The sequence below is a fragment of the Blastococcus sp. SYSU D00669 genome, from assembly GCF_054050715.1.
This window is the reverse complement of record NZ_JBJGZV010000008.1, coordinates 58,397-73,853: the sequence shown is the minus strand read 5'-3', so window position 1 is coordinate 73,853 and position 15,457 is coordinate 58,397. Positions and strand designations below refer to the sequence as shown.

Here is a 15,457-nt window from a genome sequence, read left to right as displayed (position 1 = left end):
GCGCGTCACGGCCTACGCCGGGTCCCGGTGGCGCGCGACCTGCACGCGCTGCGGCGTCCCGGCGACGACCAACCAGCCCGAGCCGGGGCGGACGGCCACCGGTGTGCGCGGCAGCCGGACGCCGAGCAGGTCGGCGTCCCCCGGGCCGGGGGTGAGCAGCAGCCCGGTGCGGCCGCGCCGCAGGTCGGCCAGCGGCCCCTGGTAGAGGCGGGCGAGGTCCGCCGCCTGGCCGGCGGCGAGGACGACCACCGGGCAGGCCGTGCCGGTCCGCGGCGGCAGGTGGAGCGCCGGTGCGTCGCCGAGCGCGGCCGCGTCGTCGACGAGCACGACGCCCGGGCGGTCCGTCAGGGCCGCCGCCCAGGCCGCGAGGTCGTGGACGACGGCGGGATCGACGACCCGGACGGCCGCCCCGGCGTGCGCCAGGTGGGCGGCGAACGCCTCCAGGGTCGAGGAGCGCCCGCTGCCTGCCGGTCCGACGACGAGCAGCCCACCGGACCGCCGGAGGTCCACCGACAGCACGCCACCCTCGTCCCCGCCGGGCCCCACCGGCAGGGTCAACGCGACGGCGGACGCGCTGTCGCCGGGAGGAGCGGGCAGGCGGAGCCGGGGGTCGGCGGGCAGGTCGGCGATCCGCAGCGCTGACCGGGCCGGTGCCGGTGCGGCACCGGGGGCCGCGGGCCGGGGGAGCGCGATCTGGCACTCGACGGCGGCCTCCCCCAGCAGCGCTCGTCCGGGCGGCCGCGCCGTGGGGACCAGCCGGGCCGGGACGCCGGCCACCGCGTAGTCCGCCCGGTCGGGCAGCGGGAGGACGAGCCGCTGTCCGACGGCGGACGCCAGCCGGCCTCCCGGCACCGCGCGGTCGGCGGTGAGCAGGCAGGTGAGCCCGACCGCCGCGCCGTCGCGCACCAGCCGCAGCAGCGCCGCCGAGCCCTGGCCCGGGTCGGCCACGTCCAGCTGCTCGCCGACCGCGTCCAGCCCGTCCACGAGCAGCAGCAGGGCGGGGGACACACGGCCCCGGCGCCCCGCCCGCCGCTGCGCCACCTCCTCGGCCAGCCGGGCCACCAGCCGGCTCGTGCGCAGCGGGTCGTCGGCGCCGACCGCCGTGCCGGTGTGCGGGAGCGCCGCTGCGGCGGCCGCCAGGGCACCGCCGCCGTGGTCGAGCACGTGGACGTGCACGTCATCCGGCGCGAGCCGGTGGACCGCCTCAGCCAGCACGGTGCGCAGCAGCGTCGTCCGGCCGCTGCGGGGGCCGCCCACCACCAGCCAGCCGCCGCCGTCGGCGAGGTCGATCTCGAGCGGCTCCCGAGCCTGGACCTCGGGGCGGTCGACGAGGCCGATCCGCAGGCGCGTGGCGTGCTCGGCCGGCTCGAGCGACCCGGCCGGCAGCAGGTCGGGCAGGGGCGGCTGCCACGGCCGGTGCGGCACCGGGACCCCGGTGGCGGTCGCGTGCCGGCGCAGGGCGGCGGACAGCCGCGTCAGGTCGCCGTCGCCGCCCGCCGGGGCCGCCGCCGCGGCCGGACCACTCGCCCACCAGCACCAGCGGCGGACCACGGGCGTGGCGTCGGGGGTCGGTACCGGCGTGGCGACCCGGGCCGCCTGGAACTCGACGGGGGGTGCGCTCCCGGCGCGCAGCAGTGCCCGCCCTGGCCGGTCGACCGGGAGGAACGCCGCACGGCTGGTGCCGATCACGTCCCGCGAGTCGGCCTCGTCGGTGGTGCGCAGGCAGATCCGCAGGCTGCAGTTCGCCCGGATCTCAGGGGAGACCACCCCGCCCGGCCGCTGCGTGGCGAGCACGAGGTGCACCCCGAGCGACCGCCCGCGCTGCGCGATGCCGATCAGGCCGGGCACGAACGACGGGTGCTCCTCGGCCAGTGCCGCGAACTCGTCGACCACGATGACGAGGCGGGCCAGGTCGACACCCTCCGGGAGCGCGGCGAGGTCGGCGACCCCGTGCGCGGCGAGCACGTTCTCCCGCCGCGTGAGCTCCGCCCCGAGCGACCGCAGCGCCCGCTCGGTCGCCGGACCGTCGAGGTCGGTCACCAGGCCCACGGTGTGCGGGAGCGACACCGCGTCGGCGAACGCCGCACCGCCCTTGTAGTCGACGAGGAGGAAGGAGCACCGGTCGGGCGGGTGGTGCAGCGCGAGCCCGGCGACCAGGGTCTGGAGCAGTTCCGACTTCCCCGACCCGGTCGTGCCCGCGACCAGCGCGTGGGGCCCCGTCCGGCACAGGTCGACGACCAGCGGCCCCTCCGCCGTCCGGCCGAGGGGGAGCGTGAGCGCGTCCCGTGCCCGGCTCCAGCGGCCGGTGGTGCGGTCGTCGTCGTCGAGGTGGAGACCGGGAGCCGGGAGGTCCAGCAGCCGCACCTCGCGCGGCAGGGCGGCCGCGGCTGCGGCGGGCTGCAGGGCGGCGAGGTCCCGGGCGAGGGACTCGGCGGTCGCCCGGGGCACCCGGTCCACCACGACGTGCCGCACGTCCGGCCGGTCCGCGCAGCGCAGGTCGCCGCGGGCGCCGGTCTCCCCGCCCAGGGCCAGCACCGCGGCCGCGGTACCGGGCAGCTCGTGCTCCGTGGCGGCGGCCGCGAGCACCACGACGCCCACGTCCCGGCCGGCCCGCAGCGCGGCCACCACGCCGGTGCCGACGGGACGGGCCAGCACGACGAGCACCCACGGGAGGCGGGCCCGGTCGCCGGGCGCGTGCTCGGCCACCGCCGCGCGCCGGGCCGCCACCACCCGGCCCGCCCACCGCAGCAGCTCCTCGTCGGCGGCCGCGTCCACGGGCGCCGCGTCCACGTGCTGCAGGTGCGGCAGCCACCGGACCCAGTCCCAGTCCGGGACGCTCCCGACGTCGGCGACCAGCACCAGCTGGACCTCGTCGGGACCGTGGAGGACCGCCGCCTGGGCGACGACCGCCGCCAGCACCCCGGTGGCCGGCGCACGCGGGCCGACCACGGACAGGCCGCCGCTCGCCCGGAGGTCGACCACGACCGGGAGGTCCTCGGCGGTCACCCGTTCGCGGTCGCCCTCCGGCGACACGCGGGTGACGGCGCAGGGCCGCTGCCCCGTGCCGAGGCGGACGTGGAGCGCGTCCGCGTCATCGCGGCGCCGTTCCCAGACCCGCCCGGACCGGCGCCGGGCGGCGGTCGTCAGCGCTGCCAGGTCTGGGTGCGCGGTCCCGGTCGCGCGGCGGTCGGCGTGGACCGCGTCGGTCAGCCGCTGCTGCGCGTCGGCGTGAGCGGCGGCGTGCTCGGCCGTCTGCCGGCGGCCGTCGCGCCGCCCGGACCAGCGCTCGGACCACCAGGTCCCCACCGCCATGACGGGGCTCAGCAGGGCGAAGAAGAGGAACTGCGGGGTGTGCAGCAGCCAGGCCATCGCGACGCCGGCGACGAGCGGCACCGCGACCGCGATCCAGGCGAGCCGGCGCCTGGGCGCGGGCGCCGGCGGCCGCGGGAACCGGACCTCCACCTCCGGGCGGGTGGCGGGCAACCGGGGAGCGGGGCGCAGCCGCAGCCGCCCGCCCGCACCCCGCTGCAGCGCGGCCGAGCCGCCCTCGGGCCCGCGCACGGTCACGGCGCTGGCGCCGACCCGCAGGACGGCACCGGTCGGCCAGGTGATCGGCGCCGCGGAGACCGCGGCGTCGTCCAGCCGGGTGCCGTTGGTCGAGCCGAGGTCGGCGACGGTGATCTCGCCGGCGGCCACGGTGACCTGCACGTGGCGCCGGGACACGTCGGGGTCGTCGAACCGGACGCCGGCCTCGGCGCCCCGGCCGAGCACGTGCCGGCCCTGCCCGAGCGGCTCGGTGCGACCCGCCTCGGGCCCGCCGACGACGTGCAGCTCGAGGGCGCTGGTCCGCCGCTCGGCGCGTGCGCGCGGACCGGGCCGGCCCCACCCGAGCACCGCGCCGTGCGCCAGCTCCGGGACGTCCAGGGCGAGGTCGTCGGGGAGCCGGGTGGAACCCGACCACAGGCCGTCGACGGCCGGGCCGAGCGCCCGCACGAGGACGGGGACGACCTCGCCGAGGGGCGCGTCGTCGGCGGCCGTCACCTCCACGTCGACGGCGCCGTCGGCGGACCAGAGGGTCCAGCAGCGGGTGCCGCGGGGCGGCGCGGCTGCGGCCGCGGAGGGCTCGATCACCCGCGGATGGTGTCCCGCCCAGGCGTGGGCGCGGGGCGCCGGAGGGGCACCTGTGGACAACCGGCCGGGCTGTGGACGACTCCGGGGATGCCGGGCCGGTCCCGCCTAGCGTCCCGCGTCGACCGGGAAGGGCCCGGACGCACAGGAGGAGCCGTGAAGGTCGACATCGCCACCCTGCAGCACATGGCCGGGCAGTGCCGGACGGAGGCGGCCGACGCCACGGGCCGCCAGGCCGCCCTCTCCGCCGGCATCAACACCTCGGTGCTGGACGGGTGGACCGACAGCCAGGCGGCGGCCCGCTTCACCGAGCTGTACGAGCAGTGGCGGCTGTCCGCCCAGGGCGTGGCCGACGCGCTCAACGGCATGGGCGGGCTGCTCTCGAACGTGGCCTCGTCGTACCAGCAGCACGAGGCCGACATGGCCGCGCGCATCGGCGCGCTGCTCTGACCAGGTCCTCGTCCGGGGGACGGCCGCCCCCGGACGAGGGGTGCAGGCCGGCGCGCACCGTAGGATCGGCGGCCGTCCAGACGGGTCACCGGTGCTTCGTGGTGGGCAGCCGGCCCACCGTGCGCCGCGGGGTGGGCCCGCGCTCCGCGATCGCCGCGCCCGCACGCGTCGACATCGGGAGCGAGCAGATGCAGTTCGGTCGGTACTACGAGGAGTTCGAGGTCGGGGCCGTCTACAAGCACTGGCCCGGCAAGACCGTCACCGAGTACGACGACCACCTGTTCTGCCTGATCACGATGAACCACCACCCGCTGCACATGGACGCGCACTACGCGGCGGAGACCACCGACTTCGGCAGGAACGTCGTCGTCGGCAACTACGTCTACTCGCTGCTGCTCGGCATGAGCGTTCCCGACGTGTCGGGCAAGGCCATCGCCAACCTGGAGATCGAGTCGCTGCGGCACGTGGCGCCCACGTTCCACGGCGACACGATCTACGGCGAGACCACGGTGCTGGACAAGGCCGAGTCGAAGTCCAAGGACGACCGCGGGATCGTGCACGTCGAGACGATCGGCTACAAGCAGGACGGCACGGTCGTGTGCGTCTTCCGGCGCAAGGTCATGGTGCCCAAGCGTTCGTACGGGGAAGCCCGCGGCGGCGAGCAGCCGGGCCGCCCGGAGCCGGTGCGGAAGTAGGTCAGCCGGGCAGCACGCCCCACTCGCGGAGGGTCTCCACGAGCCGGGGCGTGCAGCCCAGCCCTGCCAGGTCCGCGGGGGCGACGAAGCGCGCGTCGTCTGCGTCGTCCCCGGCCACCGGCACGGCCGTCGGGTCGAGCGGCGTGCAGACGAGGTCGACGACGTCGTAGTCGACCGCGCCGGCAGGGATGAGGATGCGGCCGACCACGGCGCCGGCGCGGACGTCCAGCCCGGTCTCCTCGCGCACCTCCCGGACGACCGCCTGCTCGGCGGTCTCCCCGGGTTCGACGCGGCCGCCGGGCAGCGACCACAGCCCCCGGCTCGGCTCCTGCCCGCGGCGGATCAGCAGCAGCCGCCCGGCGCCGTCGCGCACCACCGCGCCGACGCACGGGACGCGGGGGACGGGGCCGGCCATGCGGCGAGGCTACGGAGGCCGCGCGCCGTGCGGGCGCTCGGCTTGACGAGAGCCCGCGCGGACAGGACGGTGTTCCGCGATGAGCGTCTCGGCGGTCTGCCCCCGGTGCGGTGAGCAACTGGTCGTGCGCCCGGGCCACGAAGCCCAGGCCTGGTGCCACCTGCACGGGGCCGTGACCCCGCTGCACCACACGGTGCTCATCGCGCACGACGCCATCAGCGCGGTCACCGCCGACGCGCGCGTGCCCGCCTGGGTGCCCGATCCCATGCCGACCGGCTGGACGGTCACCGGGCTGGCCTGGGGCGGCGAGCCCGGTGCGCGGGCCATCGTCGTCGACACCGCCGGCCCCGCACCGCTGGGCGGCTCGGCCGAGCTGGTGCTGGTCGCCGAGGAGCCGGGCACCGGCGTCGGCTGCGGCTACGCCGGGCTGCCCGGTCTCGACCCGGGCGACGTCATCACCGGTCCGTCGTCGGTCGACGTCAAGGCGGCCGGCCAGCGGGCACCGCTGTGGGCGGTGCCCACCTCCGACGACCGCGCGGCGTTCGTGGGCGAGGCCTACGGCGTCTGGCTGTGGCTGGTCATGTGGCCGATGAACGCCGCCTGGCTGCTGGCCGAGCAGCTGGAGCTGCTGGACCTGCGCGACCGGCTCTACCCCGACCTGCCGCTCGGCCCGCCGAGCGAGCACCTGCTCCCGGGGAAGTAGCCGACCGACCCGGCGCGTCGCCCGGGCAACCCGTGAGGCCTGTGTGAGCCTTGGGACGAAGCGGTCCGCCACCCCGGCGGGCCCACCCGGCGGAGGTGACGGTGAGCTTGAAGAAGGTCGTCACCTGGCTGGTCATCGCCTTCGTGATCTTCTACGTGATCAAGTTCCCGGAGAGCTCGGCCGAGTTCGTCCGCAGCGCCGGCAACGCCCTGGGCAACGCGGCGTCCTCCCTCGCGGACTTCGTCGGCTCCCTGGTCTGAGGTGACCCCGCCCGCGCCCCACGCGGAGGAGACCGGCCACCCCCGGACCATGTACGAGGGGCGGCGGGCCCGCAAGGACGTCGCCAAGTACCTCCTCCCCGGCGAGGAGGTCATCATCGCCACCCGCCGGCACTGGGCCTCGCTGTTCGAGCCGGCGGCCAAGTCGCTGCCCGCCGTCGCCCTCGGGTTCTGGCTGCTCACCCTCGACCCCGACAACCGGGTGAGCAGCTCGGCCGGGCTGCTGCTGCTCGTCGCGGGGCTCGGCTACCTCGGCCTGCACGTCGCCGAGTGGTACATGCGCCACTTCATCGTCAGCCCGCGGCGCATGCTGCTCACCTCCGGCGTCATCGTCCGCACCGTCACCCTGCTGCCGCGGCGGCGGATCACCGACCTCACCTGGCAGGAGACGCTGTTCGGCCAGGTCCTCGGCTACGGCACCTTCCGCATCGAGTCGGCCGGCCAGCACCAGGCGCTGTCCCGCGTCACCTTCCTGCCGCGCGCCGACGTGCTCTACCGCAAGATCAGCGAGCTGCTCTTCCCCGGCGACAACGGCGCCGGCGGCGTCGACAACGGCGACCTCGGCGACGAGGAGCCGCCACCCCTGCCGCCGCGCCGGCCACCCCCGCCACCGGCCGGCCGGCAGGACACCGAGCCGATCCCGCGCCGTCCGCCCCCGGGCACGGGACCCTGACCGCCGGGCGACAGACCGATCGGGCAGGGTGGACGGCGATGCGGATCGACCTGCACACCCACTCCACGGTGTCCGACGGCACCGAGACCCCGGCCGCGCTCATGGCCACCGCGCGCGCGGCCGGGCTCGACGTCATCGCGCTGACCGACCACGACACCACCGACGGCTGGGTCATGGCCGCCGCCGAGCGCCCGCTGGGCCTCACGGTGATCCCCGGCATGGAGCTGTCGTGCCGCTGGTTCCCGGAGGACGACCGGCCGATCAGCGTGCACCTGCTGGCCTACCTCTTCGACCCCCAGCACCCGGCGCTGATGAGCGAGCGCACCCGGCTGCGCGAGGAGCGGCTCGGCCGCGGCGAGAAGATCGCCGCCGCGCTCGCCGCCGCCGGCTACCCGATCAGCTGGGAGCGGATCGTCGAGGCCAGCGAGGGCGGGGTGGTCGGGCGCCCGCACATCGCGCGCGCCCTCGTCGAGGCCGGCGTCGTCGACTCGGTCGACCACGCCTTCGCCACGCTGCTGCACCCGCGCAGCCCGCACTACGTCGCCAAGCGCGACACCGACGTGCGCGAGGGGATCGCGCTGGTCCGGGCCGCGGGCGGCGTCCCGGTGTTCGCGCACGGGCTGGCCACCAAGCGCGGCCGGGTCGTCGGCGACGACGCGATCCGCGCCATGGCCGAGGCCGGCCTGCTCGGCCTCGAGGTCGACCACCCCGACCACAGCGCCGAGGAGCGCGCCCACCTGCGTGGCCTGGCCCGGGAGCTCGGCCTGCTCACCACCGGGTCCAGCGACTACCACGGCACCAACAAGACGACCCCGATCGGCGCGTGCACCACCGACCCCGATCAGCTGGCGGCGCTGATCGCCGCCGGCACGGGCAGCGCGCCTTTCGGGGACTGACGCCTGATCGCGGCCGGACGCGGCTAGCGTGGAGGGGTGAGTTCCGGCGCCGCGCAGCTCGAGATGCCGGGCATGCCCCAGCGGCTCTTCCCGGCCACCCCGAGCAAGCTCGCCTGCTTCAGCGACTGCCCCCGCCGCTACCGCTACGCCTACGTCGACCGCCCCACCCCGGCCAAGGGCCCGGCCTGGGCGCACAACAGCGTCGGCGCCGCGGTGCACGCCGCGCTGCGGTCGTGGTTCGAGCTGCCGGTCGACAAGCGCACCACCGCCGCCGCCCGGCAGCTGCTCTACGGCGCGTGGTCACCGGCCGGCTTCCGCGACGCCGAGCAGTCCGAGCGGTGGCGCGCCCGGGCGGCCGGCTGGCTCACCGAGTACGTCGCCGGTCTCGATCCGACCGACGAGCCGGTGGGCACCGAACGCACCGTCGGCTGCACCACCACCGCGCTCGCCCTGTCCGGCCGGGTCGACCGCATCGACCGGCGCGGCGACGAGCTGGTGGTCGTCGACTACAAGACCGGCCGCAGCGTCAGCACCGACGACGACGCCCGCGGTTCACCCGCCCTCGCCGCGTACGTGCTCGGCGTCCGCCGCACCCTGCGCCGCCCCTGCTCCCGGGTCGAGCTGCACCACCTGCCCACCGGCACCGTCGCCGCCTTCGAGCACACCGACCGCTCGCTGGCCAACCACGTCCGCCGGGCCGAGGACGTCGCCGCCGACATCGGCGCCGCCACCCGGGCGATGGAGGAGGGGCTGGACCCCGACCAGGCGTTCCCCGCCGCCCCGGGGCGGCAGTGCGCCTGGTGCGACTTCCGCCCCAGCTGCCCGACCGGGCAGGCGGCCACCCCGCCGCGGGAGACCTGGAGCTTCCTGGCCGACGACGACGCCTAGCCGCCGAACCCCCGCACGGCGAGGGACACCCCCAGCGCCGTCATGACGACGGCGATCGTGCCGTCGAGCACCCGCCACGCGGCCGGCCGGGCGAACACCGGCCGGAGCAGCCGGGCGCCGTAGCCCAGGCCGGCGAACCAGGCCAGGCTCGCCACGCCGGCCCCGGCGGCGAACTCCCACCGGTGGTCGCCGTAGGTCGCCGACGTCGTGCCGAGCAGCACCACGGTGTCCAGGTAGACGTGCGGGTTCAGCCAGGTCAGCGCCAGGCAGGTGCCGACCGTGACCGCCGGCCCGGTGCGCGCGCCCGCGGCCGAGGGGAGCAGCGCCCCGGGCCGCAGGGCCCGGCGCAGCGCCAGGACGCCGTAGCCGACGAGGAACGCCGCGCCCGCGAAGCAGACCACCGGCACCAGCCACGGCACCCGGGTCAGCGCCGCCCCCGCGCCGAGCACCCCCGCCCCGATCAGCGCCAGGTCGGAGACGGCGCACACGGCCACCACGGCGGTCACGTGCTCGAGCCGCAGCCCCTGCCGCAGCACGAAGGCGTTCTGCGCGCCGATCGCCACGATCAGCCCCAGCCCGAGCGCGAGGCCGGAGAGGACGGCGACGAGGGCTGGGGTGTCGAGCACGCCGCCGACGCTAGGTAGCACCACGCCGACAGTCCAGCTCAGAATTCTGCACCAGCGTTAGCCTTGCTTCATGGACCTCGACCTGCCCCAGCTGCGCGCGCTCGACGCCACCGTCCGCGCGGGCACGCTCGAGGCGGCCGCCCGCGCGCTGCACGTCACGCCGTCGGCGGTCAGCCAGCGGCTGCGCGCGCTCGAGGTCGCCACCGGCCGGGTGCTGCTCGTGCGCACCAAGCCGGTCCAGGTCACCGAGTCCGGCCAGGCGGTGCTGCGCCTGGCCCGGCAGGTCGCGCTGCTCGCCGCCGACGCCGTGCGCGAGCTCGGCGCCGACGAGCACGCCGACCGGCCGGCCACCCTGCCGATCGCGGTGAACGCCGACTCGATGGCCACCTGGGTGCTGCCCGCGCTCGCCCCGCTGGCCGGCGAGCACGTCTTCGACCTGCACCGCGAGGACCAGGAGCACACCAGCGCGCTGCTGCGCTCCGGCACCGTGATGGCCGCCGTCACCACCGACGCCGTCCCGGTGCCCGGCTGCACCGTCACCCGCCTCGGCGGCATGCGGTACCGGCCGATGGCCGCACCGGCGTTCGCGCGGCGCTGGTTCTCCGACGGGCCGACGCCCGAGGCGCTGCGTGCCGCGCCCGTCGTCGTCTTCGACCGGCGCGACGACCTGCAGCACCGCTACCTGCGCGGCCGGGCGCCCGACGCCGACCCGCCGGCCCACTACGTGCCCGCGTCCGCCGACTACCTGGCGGCGGTCGCCCTGGGCCTCGGGTGGGGGATGCTGCCCGACCAGCAGGTGCGCGGCGCCGATCTCACCGTGCTCGACGAGGACGGCGCCGTCGACGTCGTCCTGCACTGGCAGCAGTGGAAGCTGCGCTCGGCGGGCCTGGACCGGGTGCGGGAGGCCGTGCTGGCCGCCGCCCGCGAGCAGCTGGATCAGGCCGCGCCGGCCACCCGCTCGTAGCCGGCCCACACGATCGGCGAGCGCCGCGCGTTCTGCGGCAGCGCCAGCGTCGCCTGCCGGAACGCCTTGAGCGCCGCGGTCGTCGCCGGCTCGGTGAGCGCCAGTCCCGGCATCGAGTAGGTCCGCCGGGCCCAGCGGGGCAGCGACGCGAAGGCGAGGGAGGCCAGGGTGCCCCACGCCGGCCGGGCCGGGGTGAGGAAGCGCACCCACGCCGGCATCGGCGGCAGCAGCACCAGCCGGGCGGCGTCGCGCGCCGCCGGCGTGAGCGCCAGCGACGGCCGCACCGCGTCGAAGTAGGCGGCGAGCGCCGCCACGGACCGGGGGACGTCGGCCTCCGCCGCGCCGACCAGCACCGCGGCGGTCACCTGCTCGGCGACGTAGCGGTCGGCGTCGTCGTCGGTGAGCGGGACGCCGCCGCGCCGGGCGACCGACAGCAGCGAGTCGACCTCGCAGCAGTGCACCCACAGCAGCAGGTCGGGGTCGTCCACGCGGTACTCCCGCCCGGTCGTCTCCTCCACGCCGCCCAGCCGCCGGTGGATGCCGCGCACCCGCCGCACCGCGCGCAGCGCCTCCCGGCGGGTGCCGAACGTCAGCGTGTCCACGTAGGCGGCGGTGCGCACCAGCCGCGGCCACGGGTCCTCGCGGGCCGCTGTGTTGCGCGCGACGCCGTCCATGGCGACCGGGTGCAGCGCCTGCAGCAGCAGGGCGCGCAGCCCGGCGACGGAGAAGGTCGGGTCGCTGTGCACCCGCCACGTGACGCTCTCGGGACCGAAGAACCCGAGCAGGTCGTCGGCGTCGTCGTCGCTCACGAGGCCGCCTGTACCCCGGACGCGGTGACGCTGCCCCAGAAGTCGAGCAGGATCTCGAGCGTCCGCGCCGGGTTCTCGACGGCGGGGGAGTGGATCGACCCCGGGATGACCTCGTACCGCGCGCCCAGCCGCACCGCCATGTCGGCCTGCGACTCCGGCGTCCACGCGTCGTCGGCCACCCCGTGCGCCACGAGCACCGGCACGCCGGTCGCCGCCAGCTCCGCCACGCGGTCGGGCTCGCTGGTCATCGCGTCGGCCATGCCGCGCAGGCCGGCGGCGGAGTTGCGCAGGAACCGCTGGGACAGGAACGCCCGCGTCGGCGCCGGCACCGCCTGCGCCCTCGGGTCGGTCATGGCCAGCTGCTCCATCGCCTCGTGCACCGCGGGCACGCCGCCCTCGGCCAGCAGCGGCCGCATGTGCTCGAGGATGACCGCCCGCGGGCCGAGCAGCTTCGACGGGCCCGAGCCCAGCAGCGTCAGCGAGGTGAACAGCGCCGGCTCGGCGAGCACGGCGCCGCGGCAGACCAGCCCGCCGAAGCTGTGCCCGAGCAGGTGCAGCGGTGCGGGGCTCTCCGCGCGCAGCTCCCGGGCCACCCCGACCACGTCCTCGGCCAGCGCGGCGACGGTGTAGGCGCCGGGGTCGTCGGGGCCGGGCGACTCGTACTGCCCGCGCTGGTCGAGCGCGACCACCCGGTACGCGGCGCCGCACAGCGGCCGCAGCAGCGGGGCGAAGTCCTCCTTGGTGCCGGTGAAGCCGGCGACGAGCAGGACGGTGGCGCCGTCGGCGGGCCCGGTGTCGAGCGCGGCCAGCGGGCCGGCGCCCCCGGCGAAGGTGCGGTGCGCGGCGTCGTGCTCGGCGAGCTGGCGCAGGTCGGTGGGCGCGATCGCGAGCGGAACGGCGTCGGAGGAACCACCGGGCAGGACCATGACCCCAGTGAACCCCACGCCCCCTCAGCGGTAGGCGCGCACCTCGTCGGGCAGGCGGTACACCACCACGTCGCCGACCACGGTGCTCGTCCCGCCGACGGGCAGGTCGGCGACCGCCGAGCGGCCCAGCTCCGCGCCGGTGGTCGGCTCGCGCTCGACGAAGGCGCCGTCCTCGGGCACGAACAGGGAGGTGCGCGGCAGGCCGACCTTGAGCACCGGCTCGGTGGTGGGCAGGCCGCGGGCCGGCTGCTGCCAGGCGACCCGGCCGGCGTCGGGCTCGAGGGCGACCAGCGTGCCGCGAGCCCAGACCAGGACGATCGCGCCGACCTCCGCGGCCAGCGGCGCGGGGTCGTCGGTGCCCGCCGCGGGCAGCTCGACCGTCGTCACCGGGGTGCCGTCGGCGGCCGCCAGCAGCCGGAGCTCGTCCCCGACCACGACCGTCACGCCCCGGTCGGCGGCGGCGAGGACGGGGTCGGACCCGTCGCCGGCCGACAGGTCCGCCGTCCACACGGCGGTGCCGTCGGCGCTGTCGATCAGCCGGACGCGCAGCCCGGCGACGCCCTCGCAGCGGAGCAGGACGGCGACACCCGACGAGCCGGGCACCGCGCCGGCGACCAGGCAGTCGTCGGGGGTGTAGCGCCACCGGATGTTGTCGCCGATGGGGTCGACGACGACGACGCTGCCGCGGCCGGTCGCCAGCACCACCCCGGCGCGGCTGGACAGCGTGACGTCGGGGTCGAAGCCGACGTTGCGGGTCCAGGCGTAGACGCCGGTGTCGGCGCGCAGCGCCACCGCCTCGTCGCAGCGCTGCTCGGTGCGGAACACGGCGACGACGACGCCGTCGGTGGCCGTCGCGTCGCACAACCGCGCGTTGCTGCGCGTGTAGTGCCACGCGGTCTCCCCGGTGGCCGGGTCGAGCGCCCGGAGCCCGTGCGCGTCGCCGACGACCACCCGGGAGCTCTCGACCACCTGGTCGGGGGCCGTGCCCGCGGGCACCGACCAGGCCTCGGTCAGATCCGTCGCCGGGGCCCCGCCGGGCAGGGCGGCCTTCGGTGCGGTCGAGCGGTCGGTCGCCGCGGCGTCGGAGCCCCGCCACAGCAGGGTGGCGACGACGACCAGCGCGAGGGTGGCCGCCGTCCAGACCCACACCCGCAGCGGCGGGCGGCGCAGCGCCGGCACCGGTGAGGACTAGGCGGCGGACTCGGAGCCGCCGCCGCGGTTGGCACCGCCCCGGCGGCGACGACGGCGCCGCGGCTCGGGCGCGGAGCCCTCCTCACCGGCGGCGGCGGGGGCGGCGACCGGCGCCGGCGCGGCCTCCTCGGCGCCGGCGGCCGCCGCGGCGGACCCACCGCCCCGCGTGCGCCGGCGGGGACGGCTCTTGCGCGGCCGGTCGGACTGCTCGCCGGCGTCCTCCCGGGCCGGGCCGCGACCGCCGCCGCGGTTCTTCCGGCCGGTCTCGCCGAGGTCCTCGAGCTCCTCGGCGTCCAGGCCCTCGCGGGTGCGCTGGGCGCGGGGCAGCCGGCCGGTGGCCGTCTCGGGGACGTCGAGGTCCGTGTAGACCCACGGGGAGGTCGAGTACGTCTCGGCCGGGTCGTCGAACGACAGGTCGAGCGCCTTGTTGATCAGCTGCCAGCGCGGGACGTCGTCCCAGTCGACCAGGGTGACCGCGACGCCGTCCGCCCCCGCCCGGCCGGTGCGGCCGATGCGGTGCACGTAGGTCTTCTCGTCCTCGGGGCACTGGTAGTTGACGACGTGGGTGACGCCGGTGACGTCGATGCCGCGGGCGGCGACGTCGGTGGCGACCAGGACGTCGACCTTGCCGCTGCGGAAGGCGCGCAGCGCCTGCTCCCGGGCGCCCTGGCCGAGGTCGCCGTGCACCGCCGCGGCGGCGAAGCCGCGCTCGACGAGCTCGTCGGCGACCTTCTGCGCCGTGCGCTTGGTGCGGCAGAAGATCATGGCCAGGCCGCGACCGCGGGCCTGCAGCACGCGGGAGAGCAGCTCGGGCTTGTCGAGGTTGTGCGCCCGGTAGACGAACTGGGTCGTCTGCGGGACGGTCGAGCCCTCGTCGTTGCCGTGCGCCCGGATGTGGGTCGGCTGGGTCATGAACGACCGGGAGAGGGTGACGATCGGGCCCGGCATGGTGGCCGAGAACAGCATCGTCTGCCGCTGCGCCGGGACCATGCCGAGGATGCGCTCGATGTCGGGCAGGAAGCCCAGGTCGAGCATCTCGTCGGCCTCGTCGAGGACCAGGACGCGGACCTTGCCGAGGACCAGGTGGCCCTGCTGGGCCAGGTCGAGCAGCCGGCCGGGGGTGCCGACGACGACCTCGACGCCGGCCTGCAGCGCCGAGACCTGCGGCTCGAACGCGCGCCCGCCGTAGATGGCCTGGACGCGGATGCCGCGCTTGCTGCCGGCGGTGGTCAGGTCGCGGGCGACCTGCACGCACAGCTCGCGGGTCGGGACGACGACCAGCGCCTGCGGCACCCCGTCGCCGCCCTCGGCCGGCGGGACGACCCGCTGCAGCAGCGGGACGCCGAAGCCGAGGGTCTTGCCGGTGCCGGTGCGCGCCTGGCCGATCAGGTCGTGCCCGCCCAGCGCCAGCGGGAGCGTGAGCTCCTGGATGGCGAAGGTGCGGGTGATCCCGGCCTCGGCCAGCGCGGCGACGACGTCGGGGTGGACGTCGAAGTCGCTGAACAGCGGCGCGGTCTCCTCGACCGGGGCGCCGCCGAGCTGCTCGACGGTCTGCTCGATGGCCTCCGGAGCGGGGGCGCCGGTCTCGGCGTGCTCGAGCTCGGGGGCCGTGGGGGTGTTGTCGGTGGAAGTCAGTGCTCTCGCCTCAGGTCTGCTGGGGGCAGGTGGTCCCGCGGCGGATTCCGCCGGACCCGTCCTGTCCCGGATTCGGTGTCGCGGGATCAGTTCCAGCGCCGACACCGCCAGCGGACCGGGCTCTCGGGAAGGCCCTGGTGGCTCGCCCGGGGTCGGGCGTCGCTCGGCTTCGTCAGCGCG

Annotated in this window: 15 protein-coding genes; 8 read left to right on the top strand and 7 right to left on the bottom strand. The window is 77.0% G+C overall.

Annotated features, from left to right (window positions below; all coding sequences use genetic code 11):
* Positions 1-12: 12 nt before the first annotated feature.
* Complete coding sequence (locus ACI8AF_RS07990) at positions 13-4,131, bottom strand: FtsK/SpoIIIE domain-containing protein (protein ID WP_456539153.1); 4,119 nt, start codon at positions 4,129-4,131, stop codon at positions 13-15.
* A 153-nt stretch (positions 4,132-4,284) separates the two neighbouring features.
* Between ACI8AF_RS07990 and ACI8AF_RS07985 the strand changes: the two genes are divergently transcribed.
* Positions 4,285-4,578: a WXG100 family type VII secretion target gene (locus tag ACI8AF_RS07985; protein ID WP_456539152.1), complete on the top strand. Its 294-nt coding sequence runs from the start codon at positions 4,285-4,287 to the stop codon at positions 4,576-4,578.
* Between the two features lie 188 nt (positions 4,579-4,766).
* Entirely contained in the window at positions 4,767-5,273 is a 507-nt protein-coding gene (locus ACI8AF_RS07980) for a MaoC family dehydratase (RefSeq protein ID WP_456539151.1), read from the top strand.
* A 1-nt stretch (position 5,274) separates the two neighbouring features.
* Here ACI8AF_RS07980 and ACI8AF_RS07975 read toward each other — a convergent pair whose 3' ends face one another.
* Positions 5,275-5,688, bottom strand: coding sequence for an NUDIX hydrolase (locus ACI8AF_RS07975; RefSeq protein WP_456539150.1), 414 nt, complete (start codon positions 5,686-5,688; stop codon positions 5,275-5,277).
* A gap of 79 nt (positions 5,689-5,767) precedes the next feature.
* Here ACI8AF_RS07975 and ACI8AF_RS07970 point away from each other — a divergent pair, with 79 nt between their 5' ends.
* The 5 genes from ACI8AF_RS07970 to ACI8AF_RS07950 all read left to right on the top strand — a co-directional run bounded on the left by ACI8AF_RS07970 (position 5,768) and on the right by ACI8AF_RS07950 (position 9,126).
* A complete protein-coding gene (locus ACI8AF_RS07970; RefSeq protein ID WP_456539149.1) occupies positions 5,768-6,391 on the top strand; it encodes a DUF6758 family protein in 624 nt (207 codons plus the stop codon).
* 101 nt (positions 6,392-6,492) lie between these two features.
* The gene (locus ACI8AF_RS07965) at positions 6,493-6,651 is read left to right on the top strand and encodes a hypothetical protein (RefSeq protein WP_456539148.1); all 159 of its coding nucleotides are present in this window, start codon (positions 6,493-6,495) and stop codon (positions 6,649-6,651) included.
* A gap of 1 nt (position 6,652) precedes the next feature.
* A complete protein-coding gene (locus tag ACI8AF_RS07960) occupies positions 6,653-7,342 on the top strand; it encodes a PH domain-containing protein (RefSeq protein WP_456539147.1) in 690 nt (229 codons plus the stop codon).
* Positions 7,343-7,380: 38 nt separating this feature from the next.
* Complete coding sequence (locus ACI8AF_RS07955; protein ID WP_456539146.1) at positions 7,381-8,238, top strand: PHP domain-containing protein; 858 nt, start codon at positions 7,381-7,383, stop codon at positions 8,236-8,238.
* A 36-nt stretch (positions 8,239-8,274) separates the two neighbouring features.
* Positions 8,275-9,126, top strand: a complete 852-nt coding sequence (locus tag ACI8AF_RS07950) for a RecB family exonuclease (RefSeq protein ID WP_456539145.1) — start codon at positions 8,275-8,277, stop codon at positions 9,124-9,126.
* On the opposite strand, the gene ACI8AF_RS07945 is transcribed toward ACI8AF_RS07950, so the two are convergent.
* Positions 9,123-9,752: a LysE/ArgO family amino acid transporter gene (locus tag ACI8AF_RS07945; RefSeq protein ID WP_456539144.1), complete on the bottom strand. Its 630-nt coding sequence runs from the start codon at positions 9,750-9,752 to the stop codon at positions 9,123-9,125. The two genes, ACI8AF_RS07950 and ACI8AF_RS07945, sit on opposite strands and share 4 nt — an antisense overlap.
* A gap of 70 nt (positions 9,753-9,822) precedes the next feature.
* On the opposite strand from ACI8AF_RS07945, the gene ACI8AF_RS07940 reads away from it, so the two are divergent.
* Positions 9,823-10,716 carry a LysR family transcriptional regulator ArgP gene (locus ACI8AF_RS07940; protein WP_456539143.1) on the top strand — a complete coding sequence of 298 codons (894 nt, stop codon included), beginning with the start codon at positions 9,823-9,825 and terminating at the stop codon, positions 10,714-10,716.
* On the opposite strand, the gene ACI8AF_RS07935 is transcribed toward ACI8AF_RS07940, so the two are convergent.
* From ACI8AF_RS07935 to ACI8AF_RS07920, 4 genes are read right to left on the bottom strand one after another with little or no spacing between them, the layout of a single operon-like run.
* Positions 10,689-11,525 (bottom strand): oxygenase MpaB family protein, encoded by an 837-nt coding sequence (locus tag ACI8AF_RS07935; RefSeq protein WP_456539142.1) that lies wholly within the window; start codon positions 11,523-11,525, stop codon positions 10,689-10,691. The two genes, ACI8AF_RS07940 and ACI8AF_RS07935, sit on opposite strands and share 28 nt — an antisense overlap.
* Complete coding sequence (locus tag ACI8AF_RS07930) at positions 11,522-12,469, bottom strand: alpha/beta fold hydrolase (RefSeq protein WP_456539141.1); 948 nt, start codon at positions 12,467-12,469, stop codon at positions 11,522-11,524. The genes ACI8AF_RS07935 and ACI8AF_RS07930 overlap by 4 nt, the downstream gene beginning before the upstream one ends.
* A 6-nt stretch (positions 12,470-12,475) precedes the next feature.
* Positions 12,476-13,630 carry an outer membrane protein assembly factor BamB family protein gene (locus tag ACI8AF_RS07925; protein ID WP_456539140.1) on the bottom strand — a complete coding sequence of 385 codons (1,155 nt, stop codon included), beginning with the start codon at positions 13,628-13,630 and terminating at the stop codon, positions 12,476-12,478.
* Positions 13,631-13,639: 9 nt separating this feature from the next.
* Entirely contained in the window at positions 13,640-15,382 is a 1,743-nt protein-coding gene (locus tag ACI8AF_RS07920) for a DEAD/DEAH box helicase (RefSeq protein WP_456539139.1), read from the bottom strand.
* Between the last annotated feature and the right edge of the window lie 75 nt (positions 15,383-15,457).

Excerpts from the sequence above, each read along its gene's own strand:
- ACI8AF_RS07980 (WP_456539151.1), top strand. The coding sequence starts at position 4,767 with ATGCAGTTCGGTCGGTACTACGAGGAGTTCGAGGTCGGGGCCGTCTAC.
- ACI8AF_RS07975 (WP_456539150.1), bottom strand. The coding sequence starts at position 5,688 with ATGGCCGGCCCCGTCCCCCGCGTCCCGTGCGTCGGCGCGGTGGTGCGC.
- ACI8AF_RS07970 (WP_456539149.1), top strand. The coding sequence starts at position 5,768 with ATGAGCGTCTCGGCGGTCTGCCCCCGGTGCGGTGAGCAACTGGTCGTG.
- ACI8AF_RS07955 (WP_456539146.1), top strand. The coding sequence starts at position 7,381 with ATGCGGATCGACCTGCACACCCACTCCACGGTGTCCGACGGCACCGAG.
- ACI8AF_RS07940 (WP_456539143.1), top strand. The coding sequence starts at position 9,823 with ATGGACCTCGACCTGCCCCAGCTGCGCGCGCTCGACGCCACCGTCCGC.